Below are 19,378 nucleotides of genomic sequence, written 5' to 3'. Positions count from 1 at the left end.
TGCATTCTAACGGAAATTCCGCCAGAATGCCAGCAACATTCGTTGCTTAGATACGGCGACGCTTTGGAGGACGGCAGCCGTTATGCGGAACTGGAGTAACGTCCTGGATCAAAGAAATCTTGATGCCCAGGTTGTTCAGTGCGCGCACAGAAGACTCGCGGCCCGGGCCTGGGCCCTTGATACGAACTTCCAGATTTTTGATACCGCATTCAACAGCAACTTTACCTGCTGCTTCCGCCGCAACCTGCGCTGCAAACGGAGTCGACTTACGAGAACCTTTGAAGCCGGCACCACCCGCTGTTGCCCAAGACAATGCATTGCCCTGGCGATCAGTGATCGTGATGATGGTGTTGTTGAAAGAAGCGTGAACGTGAGCGATACCTTCTGCAACGTTCTTTTTAACTTTCTTACGAGCACGTGCTGCTGCTGCGTTATTTTGAGCTTTTGCCATAATGTTTTCCTTGGATCCGGGCTAGCCTGGATTATTTCTTCAAAGACTGCGCTGCTTTACGTGGGCCTTTGCGTGTACGCGCATTGGTGCGTGTACGCTGACCACGGACAGGCAAACCTTTACGGTGACGCAAGCCGCGATAGCAACCCAAGTCCATCAAACGCTTGATGTTCATGGACAATTCACGACGCAAATCGCCTTCAACGATAAATTTACCAATTTCGTCGCGAAGCTTTTCGAGTTCGTTGTCATCCAGATCCTTGACCTTTTTAGTTGTCAAAACACCCGTTGCTTCACAGATTTTCTGTGAACGTGGACGACCAATACCATAGATAGCTGTGAGGCCGATTACGGTATGTTGATGATTTGGGATATTAACCCCTGCGATACGTGCCATTCGTTATTCCTCGTTCAATAACGTTAATTAACCTTGGCGCTGTTTATGGCGTGGTTCTGTGCAGATAACACGAACAACACCTTTGCGCTTGATGATTTTGCAGTTGCGGCAAATCCGCTTAACTGATGCGAGAACTTTCATTTTTGCCCTCTTCCCTTCTTGTTCACTTTAATTTACTTGGTACGGAACACTATTCGCGCCCGGCTCAAATCATAAGGCGTCAATTCCACTGTCACCTTATCACCTGGAAGAATGCGGATATAGTTCATTCGCATCTTCCCGGAAATATGGCCTAGTACAACATGCCCGTTTTCCAACTTAACTCGAAATGTTGCATTCGGAAGATTCTCAAGAATCTCGCCCTGCATCTGTATAACGTCGTCTTTTGCCATTCGATCTGCTCAGTTCCTTGAGGCTGTTACCGCGAAGGAATACCGCCTTTGAAATTTGCTTTGCGAAGAAGCGATTCATACTGCTGAGACATCACGTAGTTCTGAACCTGAGCCATGAAATCCATAGTCACCACCACAATAATCAGCAGCGAAGTGCCGCCGAAATAAAATGGTACTTTCCATTTCGCAATCAAAAATTCAGGCAACAAACATACCAGCGTAATATAAACCGCACCAGCCAGTGTCAGGCGCATCAGAATCTTGTCGATGTAGCGTGCGGTCTGGTCACCAGGACGAATCCCCGGAACAAACGCGCCGCTCTTCTTCAGATTATCAGCGGTTTCCTTGCTGTTAAACACCAACGCGGTATAAAAGAAGCAGAAGAAAACAATGGCAACTGCATACAACAACGCATGAATCGGCTCACCTGGCGCCATCGAAGCGGCAAGATCCTTCAGAAAGGTAATGACACCGTTCGTTGAATCCGCTCCTTTAGCAAACCAGCTGGTGATGGTCGCAGGAAACAAGATAATGGAAGAAGCAAAAATCGGAGGAATCACACCTGCCATATTCAGCTTCAAAGGCAAATGACTGCTTTGCCCGCCATAAACTTTGTTACCCACCTGGCGCTTGGCATAATTCACCAGAATCTTCCGCTGACCACGCTCGATGAATACGACCATGAAAGTCACAGCCGCAGCAATCACGCAGATCAACAGGACAGAAGCCGGATGCATCGAGCCAGTGCGAACCAGCTCAAACATACCTCCGAGTGCATTAGGCAAACCTGCAGCAATACCTGCAAAAATAATGATAGAGATACCATTACCCAGACCACGTTCAGTAATCTGTTCACCCAACCACATCAGAAACATGGTTCCAGTCACCAGTGTCACCACTGTCGTAAACCGGAATGCCATACCAGGATCAATAACCAGACCAGGCTGGGCTTCCAGTCCAAACGCAATGAAATACGCCTGCACTGTCGCCAAAGCCAGAGTTCCATAACGCGTATATTGCGTGATTTTCCTTCGGCCAGATTCACCTTCTTTTTTCAGCGCCTCCAGTTGCGGAGAGACGATGGACAGCAACTGCATGACAATCGATGCTGAGATGTACGGTGTAATGCCGAGTGCAAATACGGCAAAACGCGACATCGCACCACCGGAGAACATATTGAACATCCCCAGAAGACCGCCCTGGTTTTGTTTAAATAAGTCCGCCAGTGCGGCAGGATCGATACCAGGTACTGGCACATGCGCGCCAATCCTGTAGACAACCAGTGCTGCCAGCAAGAACCAGAGTCGACCCCATGGAAACCCGCTTGCTGCACTTTTAGCTTGTTGTGGAGATGTTGCCAATTATTGCTCCGGTGTCTGCACTGAATTAAGCGATGGTACCGCCAGCAGCTTCGATTGCAGCTTTAGCGCCTTTAGTGACGATCAAGCCGTTCAAAGTAACTTTCTTGGAAATTGCGCCAGACAGAATCACACGTACTGTACGTGCGAGTTCAGAAACGACACCAGCTTGTTTCAAAGCCAGAATATCGATTTCAGTCACTGGCAGGTTTTCCAGGTCGGTCAGACGAACTTCTGCTTTAAACGGCGTTGCCAGTGATTTGAAACCACGCTTTGGCAACCGGCGTTGCAGAGGCATCTGACCGCCTTCGAAACCGACTTTGTGAAAGCCGCCCGAACGGGACTTCTGACCTTTGTGACCACGGCCAGCTGTTTTACCTAAACCAGAACCGATACCGCGACCAACACGACGTTTGTAGTGTTTAGCGCCATCAGCTGGCTGAATGTTATTCAATTCCATAATTTGCTCCGATCGAAAACCTGACGGCTTACGATACAACCTTCACAAGATACGAGACTTTATTGATCATGCCACGTACTGCTGGTGTGTCCTGCAATTCAGAAACTGAATTAACACGACGCAGGCCGAGACCACGGACTGTCGCACGGTGATCCTGACGTGTACCGATCAGACCTTTGACCAACTGCACTTTTACTGTCTTAGTCATCGCGCTCTCCTTAACCGAGAATTTCTTCAACGGTCTTGCCACGCTTTGCAGCGATCTCAGATGGAGTACTCATCTTTGCCAGACCATTCAAAGTTGCACGAACCATGTTGTAAGGGTTGGTGGAACCGTTGGACTTCGCCACAACGTTTTCAATACCCATTACTTCAAAAATCGCGCGCATTGGACCACCAGCAATAACGCCAGTACCTTCTTTTGCAGGAGAGATCATGACGGAAGATGCACCGTGCTTGCCTGTAACGGTGTGCTGCAAAGTACCGTTCTTCAAAGTCACTTTAATCATCTTGCGACGTGCTTCTTCCATCGCTTTTTGTACGGCAACAGGAACTTCTTTCGACTTTCCCTTACCCATACCGATACGGCCATCGCCGTCGCCTACAACTGTCAATGCAGCGAAGCCCATGATACGACCACCCTTAACCACTTTGGTTACACGGTTGATCGCGATCATTTTTTCGCGCATGCCATCATCCGGCTTGTCGGCTGCTGTTTTTGCTTGCATTTTTGCCATGACAAATTTTCCTTAGAACTTCAAGCCAGCTTCACGGGCAGCTTCTGCAAGCGCCTTGATGCGGCCATGGTAACGGAAACCGGAGCGGTCAAACGCAACTTCGGTAACCCCTGCTTTGATTGCCTTCTCTGCTACACGCTTGCCGATCAAAGTCGCTGCTGCGGCATTGCCACCAGCACCGGATTTGCCAGCCAATTCTGCACGCACTTCTGCCTCTACGGTAGAAGCGGAAGCCAACACTTTGGCATCTGGGCCAATGATGTTTGCGTAGATGTGCAGATTGGTGCGATGCACGGCCAGGCGGTTCACTTTGAGTTCTGCGATCTTGGCACGGGTTTGACGTGCGCGGCGCAGACGTGATTGTTTCTTGTCCATCGTCAACCCCTATTACTTCTTCTTGGTTTCTTTAATCACAACCACTTCGTCCGCATAACGGACACCCTTACCTTTATAAGGCTCTGGGCTGCGGTATGCACGGACTTCAGCTGCCACTTGACCAACCTTCTGCTTATCAACCCCTTTGATCAGGATTTCAGTAGGCGTTGGTGTTGCACATGTAACGCCTGCTGGCATCTGATGTACAACTGGATGTGAAAAACCTAAAGACAAATTCAATTTATCACCCTGGGCTTGCGCTTTGTAGCCAACGCCGACCAATGTGAGTTTGCGCTCAAAGCCTTTAGTCACGCCGTTAACCATATTGTTGACCAGTGCACGCAGTGTGCCTGTCATCGCATTGGCTTCACGACCGTCATTGGCCGGAGAAAAACTCAAAGTGCCGTTGTTGTTTGCAACTGCCACCAAGCCATTCAGGCTTTGTGTCAATGCGCCCATAGGACCTTTTACTGTAATCTGCTCTGCTGAAATTGCGACTTCCGCACCTGCCGGCAAAGCGATTGGCATCTTACCTACTCGAGACATCTTTCACTCCTTAGGCGACGTAGCAAATCACTTCGCCACCAACACCGGTTGCGCGCGCTTTGCGGTCAGTCATGACGCCTTTTGGTGTGGACACAATCGCCACGCCCAAACCGTTCATGACACTTGGAATCTCGTCTTTACCTTTGTAAATACGGAGACCTGGGCGAGATACACGCTCCAAGCGTTCAATCACAGGACGTCCTGCATAATATTTCAAGCCGATTTTTAATTCGGACTTACCTGCAGTTTCCAAAACTGCGAAATCTTCAATGTAACCTTCGTCTTTCAGTACGTTGGCAATTGCCACTTTTACCTTAGAAGACGGCATCGCAACAACAGTTTTCTGAACTACTTGTGCGTTACGAATGCGGGTCAGCATATCGGCGATAGGATCGCTCATACTCATTGCTTATTCTCCTATTACCAGCTGGCTTTAGTCATACCCGGGACTTCACCACGCATGGCGACTTCACGGAGTTTAATACGGCCCAGACCGAACTTACGGAATGTGCCACGCGGACGACCTGTCAATGTGCAGCGATTGCGCTGGCGGGTCGGGTTAGAATTACGTGGCAATGCCTGCAACTTCAGGCGAGCGATATAGCGCTCTTCTTCAGTTTTCGACTGGTCATCAATGATGGCCTTCAGTTCGGCGCGCTTACCAGCGAATTTTTTCACCAGATCTGCACGTTTTTGCTCACGATTAATCAGTGCCAATTTTGCCATGGCGACCTCAGTTTCTGAACGGAAATTTAAATGCGGCGAGGAGTGCTTTCGCTTCTTCGTCGGTTTTTGCTGTTGTCGTGATACTGATATTCATACCACGCAATGCGTCGATCTTGTCGTACTCGATCTCAGGGAAAATGATCTGTTCCTTGACACCGATATTGTAGTTACCACGACCATCAAACGCACGACCAGAAACACCACGGAAGTCACGCACACGTGGCAGAGCCACAGTGATGAAACGATCCAGGAATTCATACATCTGAGCGCCACGCAAAGTTACCATACAGCCGATTGGATAACCTTCACGGATTTTAAAACCAGCGATCGCTTTGCGAGCCTTGGTAACAACTGGCTTTTGACCAGCAATTTTTGTCAGATCGCCAACCGCATGCTCAATGATCTTTTTGTCTGCAACTGCTTCAGACAAACCCATGTTCAGGGTGATCTTCAGGATGCGAGGAACTTCCATGACTGACTTGTATGCATACTTCTCAGTCAACTCACCGACGATCTTCTCTTTATATAATGCTTGTAGACGGGCCATGATGTTATGCCTTCACAACTTCGCCAGTCGACTTATAGACGCGGACTTTCTTACCATCCACGACCTTGAAGCCTACACGGTCTGCCTTGCCGGACGCAGCATTGAACAATGCAACATTCGACACATGAATCGGCATCAATTTATCAACGATGCCACCAACTGCGCCAGTCATCGGATTTGGCTTAACGGCCTTCTTGGCAACGTTAACACCAGCAACAACAACATAATCGCTATCGATGCAAGCCTGCACCTGACCGCGCTTACCTTTGTCTTTACCTGTTAAGACGATGACTTCGTCGTTTTTACGAATTTTATTCATCACGACTCCTTACAGCACTTCTGGAGCCAGAGACACGATTTTCATAAAACGCTCAGTACGCAATTCACGCGTCACTGGGCCGAAAATACGAGTGCCGATAGGCTCAAGCTTTGCATTCAACAATACTGCGGCATTGCCATCAAATTTGACCAACGAGCCATCCTGACGACGCACACCCTTAGCTGTTCTCACAACAACGGCGTTGTAAATTTCACCTTTTTTTACACGACCGCGCGGAGCAGCAGATTTCACAGTGACTTTAATAACATCACCGATACCCGCATAACGACGCTTGGAACCGCCCAATACCTTGATGCACAAAACTTCGCGCGCACCAGTATTGTCAGCCACTTCCAGCCGGCTTTCTGTTTGAATCATAATGTTCTCTTTCCCAACTTAATCCACACAACTTGCACAATGCAAGCCTGTAGTCAGTCTTGGTCCTGCCAGCCAACCCCTACATAACCCACAATGCACGAGCCAACTGATTAGGTGGACGATTTTTTAACCACTTTCACAGCGAGGAGTGCTGCGAAAGACATTTAGGCTGCCACCTGCACTTTGCAAATGACAGCCCATCATTATTACACCAAAAAAAGATTTGTGCAATAAATTTATACGACTTGTGCTACTTGAACCACACGAGTGACTGTCCAGGCTTTAGTCTTGGAGATTGGACGACCTTCCTGAATCTCAACTGTGTCGCCTTCTTTTGCCTGGTTCGCTTCATCGTGCGCATGGTACTTTGCAGTACGGACGATGATCTTGCCATACAAAGGATGTTTGACGTGACGCTCAACCAGTACGGTGACTGTTTTGTTCATCTTGTCGGACACAACCTTGCCAATCAATGTGCGCTTCAATGCCACTTTTACTTGATCGTTCATTATTTGGCATCCTTCTGATTCATGACGGTTTTCACACGAGCGATGTCACGACGAACTTTCTTCAACTGTGCTGTATTCGTCAGTTGCTGGGTAGCGATTTGCATACGCAGGCTGAACTGAGCTTTCAGCAGGTCGTTGAGTTCTTTAGTCAAAGCCGCTTGATCCTTACCTTGGAGTTCAGATACTTTCATTTACAACTCCTATTATTGACCGACTTGGCGAACGACGAAAGTCGTTGCTAACGGCAACTTCGCTGCCGCCAGACGGAACGCTTCACGTGCGAGCGATTCATCGACACCATCCATCTCGTACAACATTTTGCCTGGTTGAATCTCGGCAACATAGTACTCAGGATTACCTTTACCATTACCCATACGGACCTCTGCAGGCTTCTGGGAAATTGGCTTGTCCGGAAAAATACGGATCCAGATGCGGCCGCCACGTTTAATGTGACGTGTCATTGCACGACGCGCAGCTTCGATCTGACGCGCTGTGATACGACCACGGCCAACCGCTTTCAAGCCAAACTCACCGAAGGAGACTGCTGTACCACGGGTATGGGAAATACCCTTGTTACGGCCTTTTTGCTCCTTGCGATATTTTCTGCGTGCTGGTTGCAGCATGATTATTCTCCTGCTTTCTCAGCTGGTGCTGCATCAGCTTTTGCGCGTACACGCTTAGCTGGAGCTGCTGCGCCAGTTGTATTTTGCCCTTCAGGACGCTTGGCACGTGGACGGCTATTTGGCTTGCCATCGTCACGACGCGGACCACGACGCTTTTTGTCGTCTTCCGGTGTCGATTCGATCACAGGCGCGTCGCCATTTGCCAAACGATCACCTTTGTAGACCCACACTTTGACACCGATGATGCCGTAAGTTGTGGATGCTTCGCCGAAGCCGTAGTCGATATCAGCGCGTAATGTATGCAGAGGCACGCGGCCTTCGCGATACCATTCTTTACGTGCGATTTCGATACCGTTCAGACGACCGCCGGACATGATCTTGATGCCTTGTGCACCCAGACGCATTGCGTTCTGCATCGCACGTTTCATCGCGCGGCGGAACATGATGCGCTTTTCGAGCTGCTGAGCGATCGAATCTGCAATCAGCTGCGCATCGATTTCTGGCTTGCGGATTTCTTCGATGTTGACGTGAACTGGCACGCCCATCATCTTGGACAAATCTGCTTTCAGAACTTCGATATCTTCGCCTTTTTTACCAATCACAACACCTGGACGGGAGCTGTAAATGGTAATACGTGCATTTTTCGCCGGACGCTCAATAACGATACGGCCTACGGAAGCATTTTTCAGTTTTTTCTTCAGGTAATCACGTACCTTCAGATCTTCACCGAGCATGGAGGCAAAATTGCTGTTGCCTGCATACCAGCGTGAAGACCAGTTACGTGTTACCGCCAGACGAAAACCGGTTGGATGTATCTTCTGTCCCATCGTGACTCCTTAGTTACCAACAGTCACGTAGATGTGACAGGATTGTTTAGAGATACGATCACCACGACCTTTAGCGCGTGCTGTGAAGCGCTTCAGAATCGCACCTTTTTCGACATAGATAGTCTTCACTTTCAGCTCGTCGATATCTGCACCATCGTTATGCTCGGCGTTCGCAATTGCGGACTCCAGCACTTTCTTGATGATCGCAGCACCTTTTTTAGGGCTGAAAGCCAGGATATTCAATGCCTGATCTACTTTTTTACCGCGGATCAGATCTGCCACCAGGCGACCTTTTTGCTCAGACAGACGCACACCGCGCAGAGTTGCTTTAGTTTCCATCATCGGTCCTTATTTCTTAGCCTTTTTATCGGCAGCGTGACCCTTGAACGTACGGGTCAGCGCAAATTCGCCGAGCTTATGACCAACCATGTTTTCGGAAACATAAACCGGCACATGCTGCTTGCCGTTATGCACCGCAATGGTCAAACCGATGAAGTCCGGCATAATTGTCGAACGGCGGGACCAAGTTTTGATTGGCTTTTTGTCTTTAGTTGCTTGCGCAGCTTCGACTTTCTTCACCAGATGGGCGTCGCAGAACGGCCCTTTTTTCAATGAACGTGTCATGTGTTATCCCTTATTTCTTACCACGGCGTGAGACGATCATCGAAGTAGTACGCTTGTTGCGACGTGTCTTCTTACCCTTGGTCTGTTGACCCCATGGAGATACTGGATGACGACCGGCTGCTGTTCTACCTTCACCACCACCGTGCGGGTGATCGATCGGGTTCATGACCACACCGCGAACGGTAGGACGAACACCACGCCAACGCATTGCACCAGCTTTACCAATCTTACGCAGATTGTGCTCGCCGTTACCGACTTCACCGATTGTTGCACGGCATTCGATATGAATGCGGCGCACTTCACCGGAGCGCAGACGAACCTGAGCGTAAGTACCTTCACGCGCCATCAGCACAACGCCAGCACCTGCTGTACGTGCGATCTGGGCACCCTTGCCTGGCAACATTTCTACGCAGTGCATAGTTGTACCGACAGGGATATTGCGGATAGGCAGGCAGTTACCTGCCTTGATCGGAGCCTGGGAACCATTCATCAACTGATCGCCGGCTGCAACGCCTTTAGGAGCAATGATGTATGCACGTTCACCGTCCGCATAGCACAACAATGCAATGTGCGCTGTACGGTTAGGATCGTATTCAATACGTTCTACTTTTGCAGGAATACCATCTTTGTTGCGTTTGAAGTCAACAACACGGTAATGCTGCTTATGACCACCACCGATATGACGGGTAGTGATGTGACCGTTATTATTACGGCCAGCAGTTTTGGATTTCTTTTCCAACAAAGCAGCGAACGGACGACCTTTGAACAGGCCTTCTGTCACTACTTTCACCATACCACGACGACCTGGTGAGGTTGGCTTCATCTTAACGAGTGCCATGATTATGCCCCCTCAGTGAAGTTGATTTCCTGACCCGGCTTCAAGCATACGAAAGCGCGCTTTGTATGATTGCGACGGCCAGTAAATCTACCGGTACGTTTTTGTTTACCTTGACGATTTGCTACTTGCACAGATTCAACCTGTACTTTGAACAGCAATTCGACGGCAGCCTTGATTTCTGGCTTGGTTGCATCTGGGGTTACCAGGAAAACCACTTGCTCATTCTTTTCAGCAACCATAGTTGCCTTTTCAGAAATCACAGGAGCCAGCAACACCTTCATCAGGCGTTCTTCGCTATGTTTGACTAATGCGCTCATGCCAGCATCTCCTCAATCTTTGCCAGTGCCGGCTTAGTGATCAACACTTTCTTGTAGAACACCAAAGAAACTGGATCAGCATAACGTGGCTCTACCACCAGAACGTTAGCCAGGTTACGTGCTGCCAACATCAGATTTTCGTTAAATTCATCAGTGATGATCAGAACGGAATCCAGGCAACCCAACGCCTTGAGCTTTTCAGACAAGAGCTTTGTCTTAGGCGCATCAACAGCAACATTCTCAACCACTTGCAGACGGTCTTCACGAGCCAACTGAGACAGGATCGAGCAGATACCTGCGCGATACATCTTCTTGTTCACTTTGTGAGAGAAGTTTTCATCTGGCGTGTTCGGGAATATACGACCACCCCCGCGCCACAGTGGAGAAGAGGACATACCAGCACGTGCACGGCCAGTGCCTTTTTGGCGCCATGGCTTTTTAGTCGTGTGATGAACTTCTTCACGGTCTTTTTGCTTGCGGTTACCGCTGCGAGCATTCGCCTGGAATGCAACGACGACTTGATGAATCAATGCTTCGTTGTAATCGCGGCCGAAAATTGTATCAGGTGCTGCGACATTTGCCGCTGCCTGACCTTGTTCGTTTAGGAGCTTCAGTTCCATGGATTAGGCTCCCTTCTTGGCTTTAACTTTAACAGCAGGAGATACAATCACCTGACCATTTTTTGCACCCGGCACGGCACCCTTCACCAGCAACAACTGGCGATCAGCATCAACGCGAGCGATTTCCAGATTTTGCACAGTGCGCTTAACATCACCCAGGTGACCAGTCATGCGCTTACCAGGGAAAACACGACCTGGATCCTGCGCCATACCGATAGAGCCCGGAACATTATGGGAACGGGAGTTACCGTGAGTGGCACGACCAGAAGAGAAGTGATAACGCTTGATGGTACCGGCATAGCCCTTACCAATTGTCACGCCCTGCACATCCACTTTTTGACCAGCCTCGAACAAACCGACAGGCACAACATCGCCAGCCTTGAGTTCAGCAGCTTTAGCAGCATCAACACGGAATTCTTTTAAGACAGTACCAGCTTCAACACCTGCTTTTGCGAGGTGACCGGCAGCCGCTTTAGTTACGCGGGATGCACGGCGCTGACCGAAAGTAACCTGAACAGCAGAGTAACCGTCTGTTTCAGGAGTTTTGACTTGCGTCACGCGGTTGTTGGACACATCCAATACTGTAACCGGAATAGAATCCCCGTCATCAGTAAAGATACGCATCATACCAACCTTGCGACCAACTAGGCCCAAGCTCATTATTTTCTCCATTCTCACCTACGATTGGGTGAGGCTGATGTTTAAAAAACTTAAACGAATAGGCCAGCCGAAGCTGACCCACATTTAAGCCTTCCATTATAGCCCGCGATTTTTTAATTCACAAGCAAAAATATTTGAAAATTCAAAAATTTGTGGTATGTCAAACTTTTACCAGGCTTTGAAATTCAAAGAAGGCAGCAATATGATTATTGCAGCTTGATTTCAACATCCACGCCAGCTGGCAGATCAAGCTTCATCAAAGCGTCAACAGTTTTATCTGTAGGATCAACGATATCCATCAGACGCTGGTGAGTACGGATCTCGAACTGATCACGGGAAGCCTTGTTGACGTGCGGGGAACGCAGTACGTCAAAACGCTGAATACGTGTTGGCAGAGGTACCGGCCCCTTAACAACTGCACCAGTGCGCTTCGCTGTTTCAACGATTTCCAGCGCGGACTGATCGATCAGCTTGTAGTCAAATGCTTTCAGGCGAATGCGGATTTTTTGATTCTGTGTAGACATGTCATATCCTATAAAGAACGGGCCGTCATCTCATGGAGGACGGCAATTTTACAAAGAGCGAATATTAAAACTAACAGGCTGCCACACCTAAAAAAGTGAGACAGCCCGCTAGTGTACTACAAATTTCGAGTTTTCAACATTTATCGACTGAATTTTCGCCGACAAATGGAAAGTGTGAATTACTCGATAATTTTAGCAACCACACCCGCACCAACAGTACGGCCACCTTCACGAATCGCGAAGCGCAGACCTTCTTCCATCGCGATCGGGTTGATCAGCTTTACTGTGATCGAGACGTTGTCGCCTGGCATCACCATTTCTTTATCCTTCGGCAACTCGATCGAACCAGTCACGTCCGTGGTACGGAAGTAGAACTGTGGACGGTAGTTGTTGAAGAATGGTGTGTGACGGCCGCCTTCGTCTTTCGACAGGACGTAGATTTCGCCTGTGAAATGGGCGTGCGGCTTGATGGAACCTGGTTTTGCCAGCACCTGACCACGCTGGATGTCTTCGCGCTTGGTACCGCGCAGCAGAACGCCGACGTTGTCGCCTGCCTGACCCTGGTCCAGCAGTTTGCGGAACATTTCAACGCCGGTACAGGTTGTTTTGACTGTGTCTTTGATACCAACGATTTCGATTTCTTCGCCGACTTTGATGATGCCGCGCTCTACACGACCGGTAACGACTGTGCCGCGACCGGAGATGGAGAAGACGTCTTCTACTGGCAGCAGGAATGTGCCGTCAACTGCACGTTCTGGTGTCGGGATGTAGTTGTCGAGTGCGTCGGCCAGTTTCATGATGGCTTCTTCGCCCAGTGGACCTTTGTCGCCTTCCAGCGCCAGTTTGGCGGAACCCTGGATGATTGGCAGGTCGTCGCCTGGGAATTCGTATTTGGACAGTAATTCGCGCACTTCCATTTCGACCAGTTCCAGCAATTCTGCGTCGTCAACCATGTCGCATTTGTTCAGGAAGACGATGATGTATGGAACGCCAACCTGACGCGCCAGCAGGATGTGCTCGCGTGTTTGTGGCATTGGGCCGTCTGCTGCGGAGCAAACCAGGATCGCGCCGTCCATCTGCGCTGCACCGGTGATCATGTTTTTCACATAGTCGGCGTGGCCTGGGCAGTCAACGTGGGCGTAGTGGCGGCTTGCTGTTTCGTATTCGACGTGGGCTGTGTTAATGGTGATACCACGTGCTTTTTCTTCTGGTGCTGCGTCGATTTCGTCGTATTTCTTCGCTTCGCCGCCGAATTTTGCGGACAAGACTGTTGCAATCGCTGCTGTCAGTGTCGTTTTGCCGTGATCAACGTGACCAATTGTTCCGACGTTGACGTGCGGCTTGGTGCGCTCGAACTTACCTTTTGCCATTTTATTCTTCCTTCAAAAAGAACGATTTATCAATAAGATGCCTGCCCCGGCATGGGGCAGGCTTTTTCAGATACCTGGAGATTACTTCGCTTTCGCTGTAACGATCGCGTCGATCACATTCTTCGGTGCTTCAGAGTAGTGCTTGAATTCCATCGTGTAGGTTGCACGACCTTGCGTTGCAGAACGCAGGGAAGTCGAGTAACCGAACATTTCGGACAGTGGCACTTCAGCTTTAATGATCTTGCCGCCGCCGCCCGGGATTTCATCCATACCCTGAACCATACCGCGGCGGGAAGACAAGTCACCCATCACAGTACCAGCGTAGTCTTCCGGCGTTTCCACTTCAACTGCCATCATTGGCTCCAGAATGACCGGGCTTGCTTTACGGCAGCCGTCTTTGAACGCCATCGAAGCAGCCATACGGAATGCGTTTTCGTTGGAGTCAACATCATGGTAAGAACCGAAGAACAGCGTCACTTTAACGTCAACCACCGGGTAACCAGCCAGAACGCCGGAGTTCAGCGTTTCGATCACGCCTTTCTCTACCGCAGGGATGTATTCGCGTGGAACTGTACCGCCCTTGATCGCGTCAACAAATTCAAAACCTTTGCCTGGCTCTTGTGGCTCGATCTTCAGAACAACGTGACCGTACTGACCGCGACCACCGGACTGCTTAACGAATTTACCTTCGATTTCTTCGCATGTCTTGCGGATTGTTTCACGGTACGCAACCTGTGGCTTACCGACAGTCGCTTCCACGTTGAATTCACGCTTCATACGGTCAACGATAATTTCCAGGTGCAGCTCACCCATACCGCCGATGATCGTCTGGCCGGATTCTTCGTCAGTTTTTACGCGGAAAGACGGATCTTCCTGCGCCAGACGGTTCAGCGCCAGACCCATTTTTTCCTGGTCAGCCTTAGTCTTAGGCTCGACAGCCTGCTGAATCACTGGCTCTGGGAATACCATTTTTTCCAGAGTGATGATCGCAGACGGATCGCACAGTGTTTCACCGGTTGTCGCATCTTTCAGACCAACTGCCGCAGCGATATCGCCGGCGCGGACTTCTTTGATTTCTTCACGCTGGTTAGCATGCATCTGCAGAATACGGCCCAGGCGCTCTTTCTTGCCCTTGATCGGGTTGTACACTGTATCGCCAGAATTAATCGTGCCGGAATACACGCGGAAGAAGATCAGCTGACCAACGAATGGATCAGTCATGATCTTGAACGCCAGCGCTGCGAATTTTTCATCGTCAGCTGCTTTACGTGTTGTAGGCTGGTCATCTTCATCTGTACCAGCAACCGGTGGAATGTCCACTGGAGATGGCAGGTATTCGATCACCGCGTCCAGCATGGCCTGCACGCCTTTGTTTTTAAACGCAGTACCGCACATCATCGGAACGATTTCAGAAGCGATAGTACGCTGACGCAAAGCCTGCTTAATTTCAGCTTCGGACAAATCGCCTTCTTCGAGGTACTTGTTCATCAGTTCTTCGCTGGCTTCAGCGGCAGCTTCCACCATTTTTTCGCGCCATTCAGCAGCCTGGTCAGCCAGTTCTGCAGGAATATCACGGTAGTCGAACTTCATACCCTGGCTGGCCTCATCCCAGATGATCGCTTTCATCTTGACCAGATCGACCACACCCTGGAAGTTTTCTTCCGCGCCGATAGGAATCTGGATAGCGATAGGATTGGCTTTCAGACGCGCGCGCATCTGGTCGTAAACTTTGAAGAAGTTTGCACCAGTACGGTCCATCTTGTTAACAAATGCCAGACGTGGCACTTTGTACTTGTTCGCCTGACGCCATACGGTTTCAGACTGTGGCTGCACGCCACCCACTGCGCAATAAACCATGCAAGCGCCGTCGAGAACACGCATGGAACGCTCAACTTCGATCGTGAAGTCAACGTGGCCCGGCGTATCAATGATGTTGATACGGTGTTCAGGGAAATTGTTTGCCATGCCCTTCCAGTGGCAAGTGGTTGCCGCGGAAGTAATGGTAATACCGCGTTCCTGCTCCTGCTCCATCCAGTCCATGGTAGCGGCGCCGTCATGCACTTCACCGATCTTGTGATTTACACCGGTGTAGAACAGAACACGTTCCGTGGTCGTTGTTTTACCTGCATCAATGTGAGCAGAAATACCGATATTACGGTAGCGCTCAATGGGGGTCTTACGGGCCATAGATATTCCTAAATCTTTTAATGGACAAAACCGAGCGCAATTTTCTGTAAAAATCGCGCCCGGCCTGATTCAAAATATTTGCCAGAGCCATTGCATTAAATTCATACAATGACTCCCTACACTTACTCTTAGAAGCGGAAGTGAGAGAAGGCCTTGTTGGCTTCAGCCATACGATGGACTTCGTCACGCTTCTTCATTGCACCGCCGCGACCTTCTGCGGCTTCCAACAACTCACCTGCCAAACGCAATGGCATGGATTTTTCGCTGCGCTTGTTAGCAGCTTCACGCAGCCAACGCATAGACAGCGCTAAACGACGGACCGGGCGAACTTCAACCGGAACCTGGTAGTTTGCACCACCAACGCGGCGGGATTTCACTTCCACCAGTGGCTTGGCATTGTTGATCGCCAGAGCAAAGACTTCCAGCGGATCTTTGCCGGACTTTTGCTGAATCTGATCAAATGCACCGTAGATGATGCCTTCAGCAACAGACTTCTTGCCGGACAACATCAACACGTTTACAAATTTTGCTACTTCTACATTGCCGAATTTTGGATCCGGCAAAATGTCCCGTTTCGGGACTTCACGACGACGTGGCATTTCTATTCCTTTCAATCTTCAGTTGAGCGTCAGGTAACATTTTTACCGACCCTCGCGGCGGACCATCATAGTCAGCCACTTACTCGACCCATTCCGATCGACACTGAACCGTAAAGCTTACGGTGATTAAATGACGGGTTAATTACTTCTTAGCAGCCTTAGCACGCTTCGCACCATATTTGGAACGAGCTTGCTTACGGTCTTTAACACCCTGGGTATCCAAAGCACCGCGGACCATGTGATAACGCACACCTGGCAAATCCTTTACACGGCCGCCGCGGATCAGCACGACACTGTGTTCTTGCAGGTTGTGGCCTTCACCGCCGATATACGAAATGACTTCGAAACCGTTGGTCAGACGAACTTTGGCAACTTTACGCAAAGCCGAGTTAGGCTTTTTCGGAGTTGTCGTATAAACGCGGGTGCAAACCCCACGTTTCTGCGGGCTGTTTTCCAGCGCCGGCGATTTGCTCTTAACCACAGCGGAGACGCGTGGCTGGCGAATCAGTTGATTGATGGTTGGCATCGTTTTTAATCCAACAAAATACAACGTTAATACAAACCCGGAAACGGTTGCCCGGGAACTCAAAATCATTTGTCCATGCCTGGCAAAACCCAGACACGCCCGCTCAGGCTGCCTGCTTTTTCAGCACCTTCCTGACCTGATCAACCAGCCAGTCCGGAACCGGAACATGCAAACCCAAAATCGAGAACTCGCGATTTTATTTGGTATTATCCAGACCTGTCAATGATTTTCGCTCAGTCCGGATGGATGGGAATACGGTCAGGACAGCTTTTCAGGGTATGAAATTTTCCTGAAAAATCAAGTATTTCCGCGTTTTCCGTTCGTTTTGGACGCTGCCGGGCAACCGGTGAATCCTGCCGGCCCCGCGACGGTAATGATTCTCCCTGAAGCGCCTTAAATCATTTATATTTACGCCCTTCTTTCTGACAGGCGCAGGTTGCGGCGATTGATTGCCAGCGACAGGTGGCCTTATTTGATGTTGTTCTGATATCTGCCATGCGTTCCCTGTTCCGTCCCGGCCCGGCTGTGTTGCTGTTGAGCTACTTGCTGCTGTCCGTCGTGCCTTTTTTTCCCGTGTTGCTGGGCAAACCGGTCGGAGATGGCTGGCTGATCGCGGCGACCGAGGCGATCTGCTGGCTGGTGCTGTGGGCGTTGTTTCAGCACCCCCGCTGGTTTCATTACGTGCTGCTGCCGGCGATGTGGGCGGTGCCAGTGGAAATTTATCTGCGTTTGTATTTCGGCCAGGGCATTTCCACGCACCATCTGGGCATCATGCTCGAAACCAGCCCGAAAGAGGCTGCCGAATTTTTAGGTTACAAAGCCTGGCTGTTGCTGTTGCTGGCCGTGTCGGTTACAGGCTGGTGGTGGGGGCTGCTGCAAATTGCGCGGCGCCATGATGTGCTGCGCTGGACACACGGCAGCCGCTGGCTGTTGCTGGCACTGTTTGCAGCGGGCGCCGGCGTCTGGACGTATGGCGAATATGTCGGGGTGCAGGCGCAGAAACCGGATACCGGCATTGCGGCGGGGCAGCACGGAGATGCCCACGCTGACAATGGCGCCGGCAAAGCCGCCTCCGGTCATGCGCTCAGTCATCCGCTGATCGAGCAATTGCGGCTGGCGGCAACCCGGCAGATCGGGCCTTTACCACACTGGGCCAGGATTCCGTATGACGACGATTTGCTGGCGCGCAGCTGGCCGTTCGGACTGGCATTGCGGATTGCCGATTTCTGGCACGAACGACAATACCTGCATGAACTGGCGGAAAAAAGCCGCGCCTTCCGCTTTAATGCACATCTGCAAGGTAATCCGAATCTGCCGCAGACTGTGCTGATGGTGATCGGCGAATCGTCCCGCTTTGACCGCTGGCAGATTAATGGCTACGGCAGGGAAACCAATCCGCTGCTGTCGCTGGAAGAAAATCTGGTCAGTTTCAGCGACATGGTCAGCGCGGTGGCGGCCACCCGCCTGTCCGTCCCGATCATTGTGTCGCGCAAGCCGGCGGCGCAGAGCCTGAAGGCCGGGTTTGCCGAAAAATCTTTTCTGACAGCCTTTAAGGAAGCCGGATTCAAGACATTCTGGATTTCCAACCAGATGAGTTTTGGCCAGTTTGACACGCCGACTTCGGTTTTTGCGAATGAGGCAGATGTCACGCAATTCCTGAATCTGGGCGGATTTACCAATAGCTCCAATCTGGACGATGTGCTGCTGGAACCCATGCGCCACGCATTGCAGGACCATGCGCCGAAAAAGCTGATCGTGCTGCATACGCTGGGCAATCACTGGAATTACAGTCACCGCCACCCCGGGGAATACGATCACTGGAAGCCGTCGCTGTACGGTATCGATAATCCTGCTTATACCGATCTGAAAAACAAGGAAGCGCTGAACAACAGTTACGACAATTCGATTCTGTACACGGACTGGATTTTGTCGGAACTGATCCAGCGCCTGAAGGCCAGCGATCAGATCACTTCCATGATGTACGTGTCCGATCATGGACAGACGCTGTATGACGGCACCTGCAATCTGGCGTTTCATGGGCATAACACGCAGTATGAATTCCATATTCCGGCATTCATCTGGTATTCCGACGCCTATCAGCAACTGTATCCGGAAAAGATTAAACAGTTGCAACTGCACCGGAAATCCCGTCTTTCGACTGAAAATGTCTTTCACACGCTGCTCGACATGGGCAATGTGCGCTATCCCGACGAACGCCTGGAATGGAGCATCCTGAACAGGAAATGGCGCGCCCACACCCGCTATGTCGACAGCTACGGCTGGAGTAATTACGACAATGCCAGCTTTCGTGGCGATTGCCGCGAAGTCATCGACAGGAAAACGCCGCTGCAGCAGGAGAAATAAAGCGGCGTCGCCATCGTGACCAGTCGCCGCTGATCCCGCACACCTGTCAATGCGGGGCTGCAAACGATGCCGACAGCATCCGCATACCGGATGAGGCGGCTTTC

At 50.4% G+C, this 19,378-nt stretch carries 31 protein-coding genes; 1 reads left to right on the top strand and 30 read right to left on the bottom strand.

From position 1 onward, the window contains the following. Window positions 1–46: 46 nt before the first annotated feature. From rpsK to rpsL, 30 genes are all read right to left on the bottom strand, one after another. Complete coding sequence (gene rpsK / locus H8K27_RS02350; protein WP_110255932.1) at window positions 47–451, bottom strand: 30S ribosomal protein S11; 405 nt, start codon at window positions 449–451, stop codon at window positions 47–49. Between the two features lie 31 nt (window positions 452–482). After that, window positions 483–848 carry a 30S ribosomal protein S13 gene (gene rpsM, locus H8K27_RS02345; protein WP_176804267.1) on the bottom strand — a complete coding sequence of 122 codons (366 nt, stop codon included), beginning with the start codon at window positions 846–848 and terminating at the stop codon, window positions 483–485. Window positions 849–875: 27 nt separating this feature from the next. Then, window positions 876–989, bottom strand: a complete 114-nt coding sequence (rpmJ, locus tag H8K27_RS02340) for a 50S ribosomal protein L36 (protein ID WP_014004415.1) — start codon at window positions 987–989, stop codon at window positions 876–878. A gap of 32 nt (window positions 990–1,021) precedes the next feature. After that, complete coding sequence (gene infA, locus H8K27_RS02335) at window positions 1,022–1,240, bottom strand: translation initiation factor IF-1 (RefSeq protein ID WP_005663428.1); 219 nt, start codon at window positions 1,238–1,240, stop codon at window positions 1,022–1,024. A gap of 26 nt (window positions 1,241–1,266) precedes the next feature. After that, the gene (secY, locus tag H8K27_RS02330; RefSeq protein WP_176804268.1) at window positions 1,267–2,601 is read right to left on the bottom strand and encodes a preprotein translocase subunit SecY; all 1,335 of its coding nucleotides are present in this window, start codon (window positions 2,599–2,601) and stop codon (window positions 1,267–1,269) included. 25 nt (window positions 2,602–2,626) lie between these two features. Next, window positions 2,627–3,058 carry a 50S ribosomal protein L15 gene (gene rplO, locus H8K27_RS02325; RefSeq protein WP_162021770.1) on the bottom strand — a complete coding sequence of 144 codons (432 nt, stop codon included), beginning with the start codon at window positions 3,056–3,058 and terminating at the stop codon, window positions 2,627–2,629. Window positions 3,059–3,086: 28 nt separating this feature from the next. Continuing rightward, the gene (gene rpmD / locus H8K27_RS02320) at window positions 3,087–3,266 is read right to left on the bottom strand and encodes a 50S ribosomal protein L30 (RefSeq protein WP_176804269.1); all 180 of its coding nucleotides are present in this window, start codon (window positions 3,264–3,266) and stop codon (window positions 3,087–3,089) included. Between the two features lie 10 nt (window positions 3,267–3,276). Beyond that, window positions 3,277–3,795 carry a 30S ribosomal protein S5 gene (rpsE, locus tag H8K27_RS02315; protein ID WP_176804270.1) on the bottom strand — a complete coding sequence of 173 codons (519 nt, stop codon included), beginning with the start codon at window positions 3,793–3,795 and terminating at the stop codon, window positions 3,277–3,279. Window positions 3,796–3,807: 12 nt separating this feature from the next. Then, window positions 3,808–4,170 carry a 50S ribosomal protein L18 gene (rplR, locus tag H8K27_RS02310; RefSeq protein WP_176804271.1) on the bottom strand — a complete coding sequence of 121 codons (363 nt, stop codon included), beginning with the start codon at window positions 4,168–4,170 and terminating at the stop codon, window positions 3,808–3,810. A 12-nt stretch (window positions 4,171–4,182) separates the two neighbouring features. After that, window positions 4,183–4,716: a 50S ribosomal protein L6 gene (rplF, locus tag H8K27_RS02305; RefSeq protein ID WP_176804272.1), complete on the bottom strand. Its 534-nt coding sequence runs from the start codon at window positions 4,714–4,716 to the stop codon at window positions 4,183–4,185. A gap of 10 nt (window positions 4,717–4,726) precedes the next feature. Further along, entirely contained in the window at window positions 4,727–5,122 is a 396-nt protein-coding gene (gene rpsH, locus H8K27_RS02300) for a 30S ribosomal protein S8 (RefSeq protein WP_176804273.1), read from the bottom strand. Window positions 5,123–5,136: 14 nt separating this feature from the next. Next, window positions 5,137–5,442, bottom strand: a complete 306-nt coding sequence (gene rpsN / locus H8K27_RS02295; RefSeq protein ID WP_176804274.1) for a 30S ribosomal protein S14 — start codon at window positions 5,440–5,442, stop codon at window positions 5,137–5,139. Between the two features lie 7 nt (window positions 5,443–5,449). Continuing rightward, window positions 5,450–5,989 (bottom strand): 50S ribosomal protein L5, encoded by a 540-nt coding sequence (gene rplE / locus H8K27_RS02290; RefSeq protein WP_176804275.1) that lies wholly within the window; start codon window positions 5,987–5,989, stop codon window positions 5,450–5,452. A 4-nt stretch (window positions 5,990–5,993) separates the two neighbouring features. After that, a complete protein-coding gene (gene rplX, locus H8K27_RS02285) occupies window positions 5,994–6,308 on the bottom strand; it encodes a 50S ribosomal protein L24 (protein WP_162021778.1) in 315 nt (104 codons plus the stop codon). 9 nt (window positions 6,309–6,317) lie between these two features. Then, window positions 6,318–6,686 (bottom strand): 50S ribosomal protein L14, encoded by a 369-nt coding sequence (gene rplN / locus H8K27_RS02280; protein ID WP_006464924.1) that lies wholly within the window; start codon window positions 6,684–6,686, stop codon window positions 6,318–6,320. A gap of 236 nt (window positions 6,687–6,922) precedes the next feature. Further along, the gene (gene rpsQ, locus H8K27_RS02275) at window positions 6,923–7,195 is read right to left on the bottom strand and encodes a 30S ribosomal protein S17 (RefSeq protein WP_176804277.1); all 273 of its coding nucleotides are present in this window, start codon (window positions 7,193–7,195) and stop codon (window positions 6,923–6,925) included. Next, the gene (gene rpmC / locus H8K27_RS02270; RefSeq protein ID WP_176804278.1) at window positions 7,195–7,386 is read right to left on the bottom strand and encodes a 50S ribosomal protein L29; all 192 of its coding nucleotides are present in this window, start codon (window positions 7,384–7,386) and stop codon (window positions 7,195–7,197) included. Before rpmC ends, rpsQ begins: the two co-directional genes overlap by 1 nt. A 12-nt stretch (window positions 7,387–7,398) precedes the next feature. Continuing rightward, complete coding sequence (gene rplP / locus H8K27_RS02265) at window positions 7,399–7,818, bottom strand: 50S ribosomal protein L16 (protein WP_176804279.1); 420 nt, start codon at window positions 7,816–7,818, stop codon at window positions 7,399–7,401. A gap of 2 nt (window positions 7,819–7,820) precedes the next feature. Then, window positions 7,821–8,645 (bottom strand): 30S ribosomal protein S3, encoded by an 825-nt coding sequence (gene rpsC / locus H8K27_RS02260; RefSeq protein WP_176804280.1) that lies wholly within the window; start codon window positions 8,643–8,645, stop codon window positions 7,821–7,823. Window positions 8,646–8,654: 9 nt separating this feature from the next. Further along, window positions 8,655–8,987, bottom strand: a complete 333-nt coding sequence (gene rplV / locus H8K27_RS02255; RefSeq protein WP_176804281.1) for a 50S ribosomal protein L22 — start codon at window positions 8,985–8,987, stop codon at window positions 8,655–8,657. 6 nt (window positions 8,988–8,993) lie between these two features. Continuing rightward, entirely contained in the window at window positions 8,994–9,269 is a 276-nt protein-coding gene (gene rpsS / locus H8K27_RS02250) for a 30S ribosomal protein S19 (RefSeq protein ID WP_007875308.1), read from the bottom strand. A gap of 10 nt (window positions 9,270–9,279) precedes the next feature. Beyond that, window positions 9,280–10,107 (bottom strand): 50S ribosomal protein L2, encoded by an 828-nt coding sequence (rplB, locus tag H8K27_RS02245; protein WP_176804282.1) that lies wholly within the window; start codon window positions 10,105–10,107, stop codon window positions 9,280–9,282. Window positions 10,108–10,109: 2 nt separating this feature from the next. Further along, complete coding sequence (rplW, locus tag H8K27_RS02240; RefSeq protein ID WP_176804283.1) at window positions 10,110–10,424, bottom strand: 50S ribosomal protein L23; 315 nt, start codon at window positions 10,422–10,424, stop codon at window positions 10,110–10,112. Then, a complete protein-coding gene (rplD, locus tag H8K27_RS02235; RefSeq protein WP_176804284.1) occupies window positions 10,421–11,044 on the bottom strand; it encodes a 50S ribosomal protein L4 in 624 nt (207 codons plus the stop codon). Before rplD ends, rplW begins: the two co-directional genes overlap by 4 nt. 3 nt (window positions 11,045–11,047) lie before the next feature. Then, the gene (gene rplC / locus H8K27_RS02230) at window positions 11,048–11,704 is read right to left on the bottom strand and encodes a 50S ribosomal protein L3 (protein ID WP_176804285.1); all 657 of its coding nucleotides are present in this window, start codon (window positions 11,702–11,704) and stop codon (window positions 11,048–11,050) included. Window positions 11,705–11,910: 206 nt separating this feature from the next. Beyond that, window positions 11,911–12,228 (bottom strand): 30S ribosomal protein S10, encoded by a 318-nt coding sequence (rpsJ, locus tag H8K27_RS02225; RefSeq protein WP_176804286.1) that lies wholly within the window; start codon window positions 12,226–12,228, stop codon window positions 11,911–11,913. A 179-nt stretch (window positions 12,229–12,407) separates the two neighbouring features. Next, window positions 12,408–13,598 (bottom strand): elongation factor Tu, encoded by a 1,191-nt coding sequence (gene tuf / locus H8K27_RS02220; protein WP_176805263.1) that lies wholly within the window; start codon window positions 13,596–13,598, stop codon window positions 12,408–12,410. 81 nt (window positions 13,599–13,679) lie between these two features. Continuing rightward, window positions 13,680–15,785, bottom strand: coding sequence for an elongation factor G (gene fusA / locus H8K27_RS02215; protein WP_186861589.1), 2,106 nt, complete (start codon window positions 15,783–15,785; stop codon window positions 13,680–13,682). Between the two features lie 128 nt (window positions 15,786–15,913). Continuing rightward, window positions 15,914–16,384 (bottom strand): 30S ribosomal protein S7, encoded by a 471-nt coding sequence (gene rpsG, locus H8K27_RS02210; RefSeq protein ID WP_176804650.1) that lies wholly within the window; start codon window positions 16,382–16,384, stop codon window positions 15,914–15,916. A gap of 142 nt (window positions 16,385–16,526) precedes the next feature. Next, complete coding sequence (gene rpsL / locus H8K27_RS02205; RefSeq protein ID WP_050465777.1) at window positions 16,527–16,910, bottom strand: 30S ribosomal protein S12; 384 nt, start codon at window positions 16,908–16,910, stop codon at window positions 16,527–16,529. Between the two features lie 495 nt (window positions 16,911–17,405). Between rpsL and H8K27_RS02200 the strand changes: the two genes are divergently transcribed. Beyond that, a complete protein-coding gene (locus tag H8K27_RS02200; protein WP_186861588.1) occupies window positions 17,406–19,274 on the top strand; it encodes a phosphoethanolamine transferase in 1,869 nt (622 codons plus the stop codon). The last annotated feature ends 104 nt before the right edge of the window (window positions 19,275–19,378 follow it).

This window comes from Cognatundibacterium griseum, from assembly GCF_014284195.1.
In the GTDB taxonomy this organism is placed as follows: Bacteria; Pseudomonadota; Gammaproteobacteria; order Burkholderiales; family Burkholderiaceae_D; genus Undibacterium; species Undibacterium griseum.
The sequence above is the reverse complement of the archived record's forward strand: the minus strand, read 5'-3'. Positions and strand labels throughout refer to the sequence as shown.

What these genes read in the sequence shown, in the direction of transcription:
- fusA (WP_186861589.1), bottom strand. Translation starts at nt 15,785, where the DNA reads ATGGCCCGTAAGACCCCCATTGAGCGCTACCGTAATATCGGTATTTCT.
- rplE (WP_176804275.1), bottom strand. Translation starts at nt 5,989, where the DNA reads ATGGCCCGTCTACAAGCATTATATAAAGAGAAGATCGTCGGTGAGTTG.
- rpsL (WP_050465777.1), bottom strand. Translation starts at nt 16,910, where the DNA reads ATGCCAACCATCAATCAACTGATTCGCCAGCCACGCGTCTCCGCTGTG.
- rplX (WP_162021778.1), bottom strand. Translation starts at nt 6,308, where the DNA reads ATGAATAAAATTCGTAAAAACGACGAAGTCATCGTCTTAACAGGTAAA.
- rpsE (WP_176804270.1), bottom strand. Translation starts at nt 3,795, where the DNA reads ATGGCAAAAATGCAAGCAAAAACAGCAGCCGACAAGCCGGATGATGGC.
- infA (WP_005663428.1), bottom strand. Translation starts at nt 1,240, where the DNA reads ATGGCAAAAGACGACGTTATACAGATGCAGGGCGAGATTCTTGAGAAT.
- rplD (WP_176804284.1), bottom strand. Translation starts at nt 11,044, where the DNA reads ATGGAACTGAAGCTCCTAAACGAACAAGGTCAGGCAGCGGCAAATGTC.
- rplO (WP_162021770.1), bottom strand. Translation starts at nt 3,058, where the DNA reads ATGGAATTGAATAACATTCAGCCAGCTGATGGCGCTAAACACTACAAA.
- rplN (WP_006464924.1), bottom strand. Translation starts at nt 6,686, where the DNA reads ATGATTCAAACAGAAAGCCGGCTGGAAGTGGCTGACAATACTGGTGCG.
- rpmC (WP_176804278.1), bottom strand. Translation starts at nt 7,386, where the DNA reads ATGAAAGTATCTGAACTCCAAGGTAAGGATCAAGCGGCTTTGACTAAA.
- rpmD (WP_176804269.1), bottom strand. Translation starts at nt 3,266, where the DNA reads ATGACTAAGACAGTAAAAGTGCAGTTGGTCAAAGGTCTGATCGGTACA.
- rplW (WP_176804283.1), bottom strand. Translation starts at nt 10,424, where the DNA reads ATGAGCGCATTAGTCAAACATAGCGAAGAACGCCTGATGAAGGTGTTG.
- rpsC (WP_176804280.1), bottom strand. Translation starts at nt 8,645, where the DNA reads ATGGGACAGAAGATACATCCAACCGGTTTTCGTCTGGCGGTAACACGT.
- rplC (WP_176804285.1), bottom strand. Translation starts at nt 11,704, where the DNA reads ATGAGCTTGGGCCTAGTTGGTCGCAAGGTTGGTATGATGCGTATCTTT.
- rpsG (WP_176804650.1), bottom strand. Translation starts at nt 16,384, where the DNA reads ATGCCACGTCGTCGTGAAGTCCCGAAACGGGACATTTTGCCGGATCCA.
- rpsM (WP_176804267.1), bottom strand. Translation starts at nt 848, where the DNA reads ATGGCACGTATCGCAGGGGTTAATATCCCAAATCATCAACATACCGTA.
- rpsH (WP_176804273.1), bottom strand. Translation starts at nt 5,122, where the DNA reads ATGAGTATGAGCGATCCTATCGCCGATATGCTGACCCGCATTCGTAAC.
- rplF (WP_176804272.1), bottom strand. Translation starts at nt 4,716, where the DNA reads ATGTCTCGAGTAGGTAAGATGCCAATCGCTTTGCCGGCAGGTGCGGAA.
- rpsQ (WP_176804277.1), bottom strand. Translation starts at nt 7,195, where the DNA reads ATGAACGATCAAGTAAAAGTGGCATTGAAGCGCACATTGATTGGCAAG.
- rpsK (WP_110255932.1), bottom strand. Translation starts at nt 451, where the DNA reads ATGGCAAAAGCTCAAAATAACGCAGCAGCAGCACGTGCTCGTAAGAAA.
- rpsN (WP_176804274.1), bottom strand. Translation starts at nt 5,442, where the DNA reads ATGGCAAAATTGGCACTGATTAATCGTGAGCAAAAACGTGCAGATCTG.
- H8K27_RS02200 (WP_186861588.1), top strand. Translation starts at nt 17,406, where the DNA reads ATGCGTTCCCTGTTCCGTCCCGGCCCGGCTGTGTTGCTGTTGAGCTAC.
- rplV (WP_176804281.1), bottom strand. Translation starts at nt 8,987, where the DNA reads ATGATGGAAACTAAAGCAACTCTGCGCGGTGTGCGTCTGTCTGAGCAA.
- rpsS (WP_007875308.1), bottom strand. Translation starts at nt 9,269, where the DNA reads ATGACACGTTCATTGAAAAAAGGGCCGTTCTGCGACGCCCATCTGGTG.
- rplR (WP_176804271.1), bottom strand. Translation starts at nt 4,170, where the DNA reads ATGGACAAGAAACAATCACGTCTGCGCCGCGCACGTCAAACCCGTGCC.
- tuf (WP_176805263.1), bottom strand. Translation starts at nt 13,598, where the DNA reads ATGGCAAAAGGTAAGTTCGAGCGCACCAAGCCGCACGTCAACGTCGGA.
- rplB (WP_176804282.1), bottom strand. Translation starts at nt 10,107, where the DNA reads ATGGCACTCGTTAAGATGAAGCCAACCTCACCAGGTCGTCGTGGTATG.
- rpmJ (WP_014004415.1), bottom strand. Translation starts at nt 989, where the DNA reads ATGAAAGTTCTCGCATCAGTTAAGCGGATTTGCCGCAACTGCAAAATC.
- rplP (WP_176804279.1), bottom strand. Translation starts at nt 7,818, where the DNA reads ATGCTGCAACCAGCACGCAGAAAATATCGCAAGGAGCAAAAAGGCCGT.
- rpsJ (WP_176804286.1), bottom strand. Translation starts at nt 12,228, where the DNA reads ATGTCTACACAGAATCAAAAAATCCGCATTCGCCTGAAAGCATTTGAC.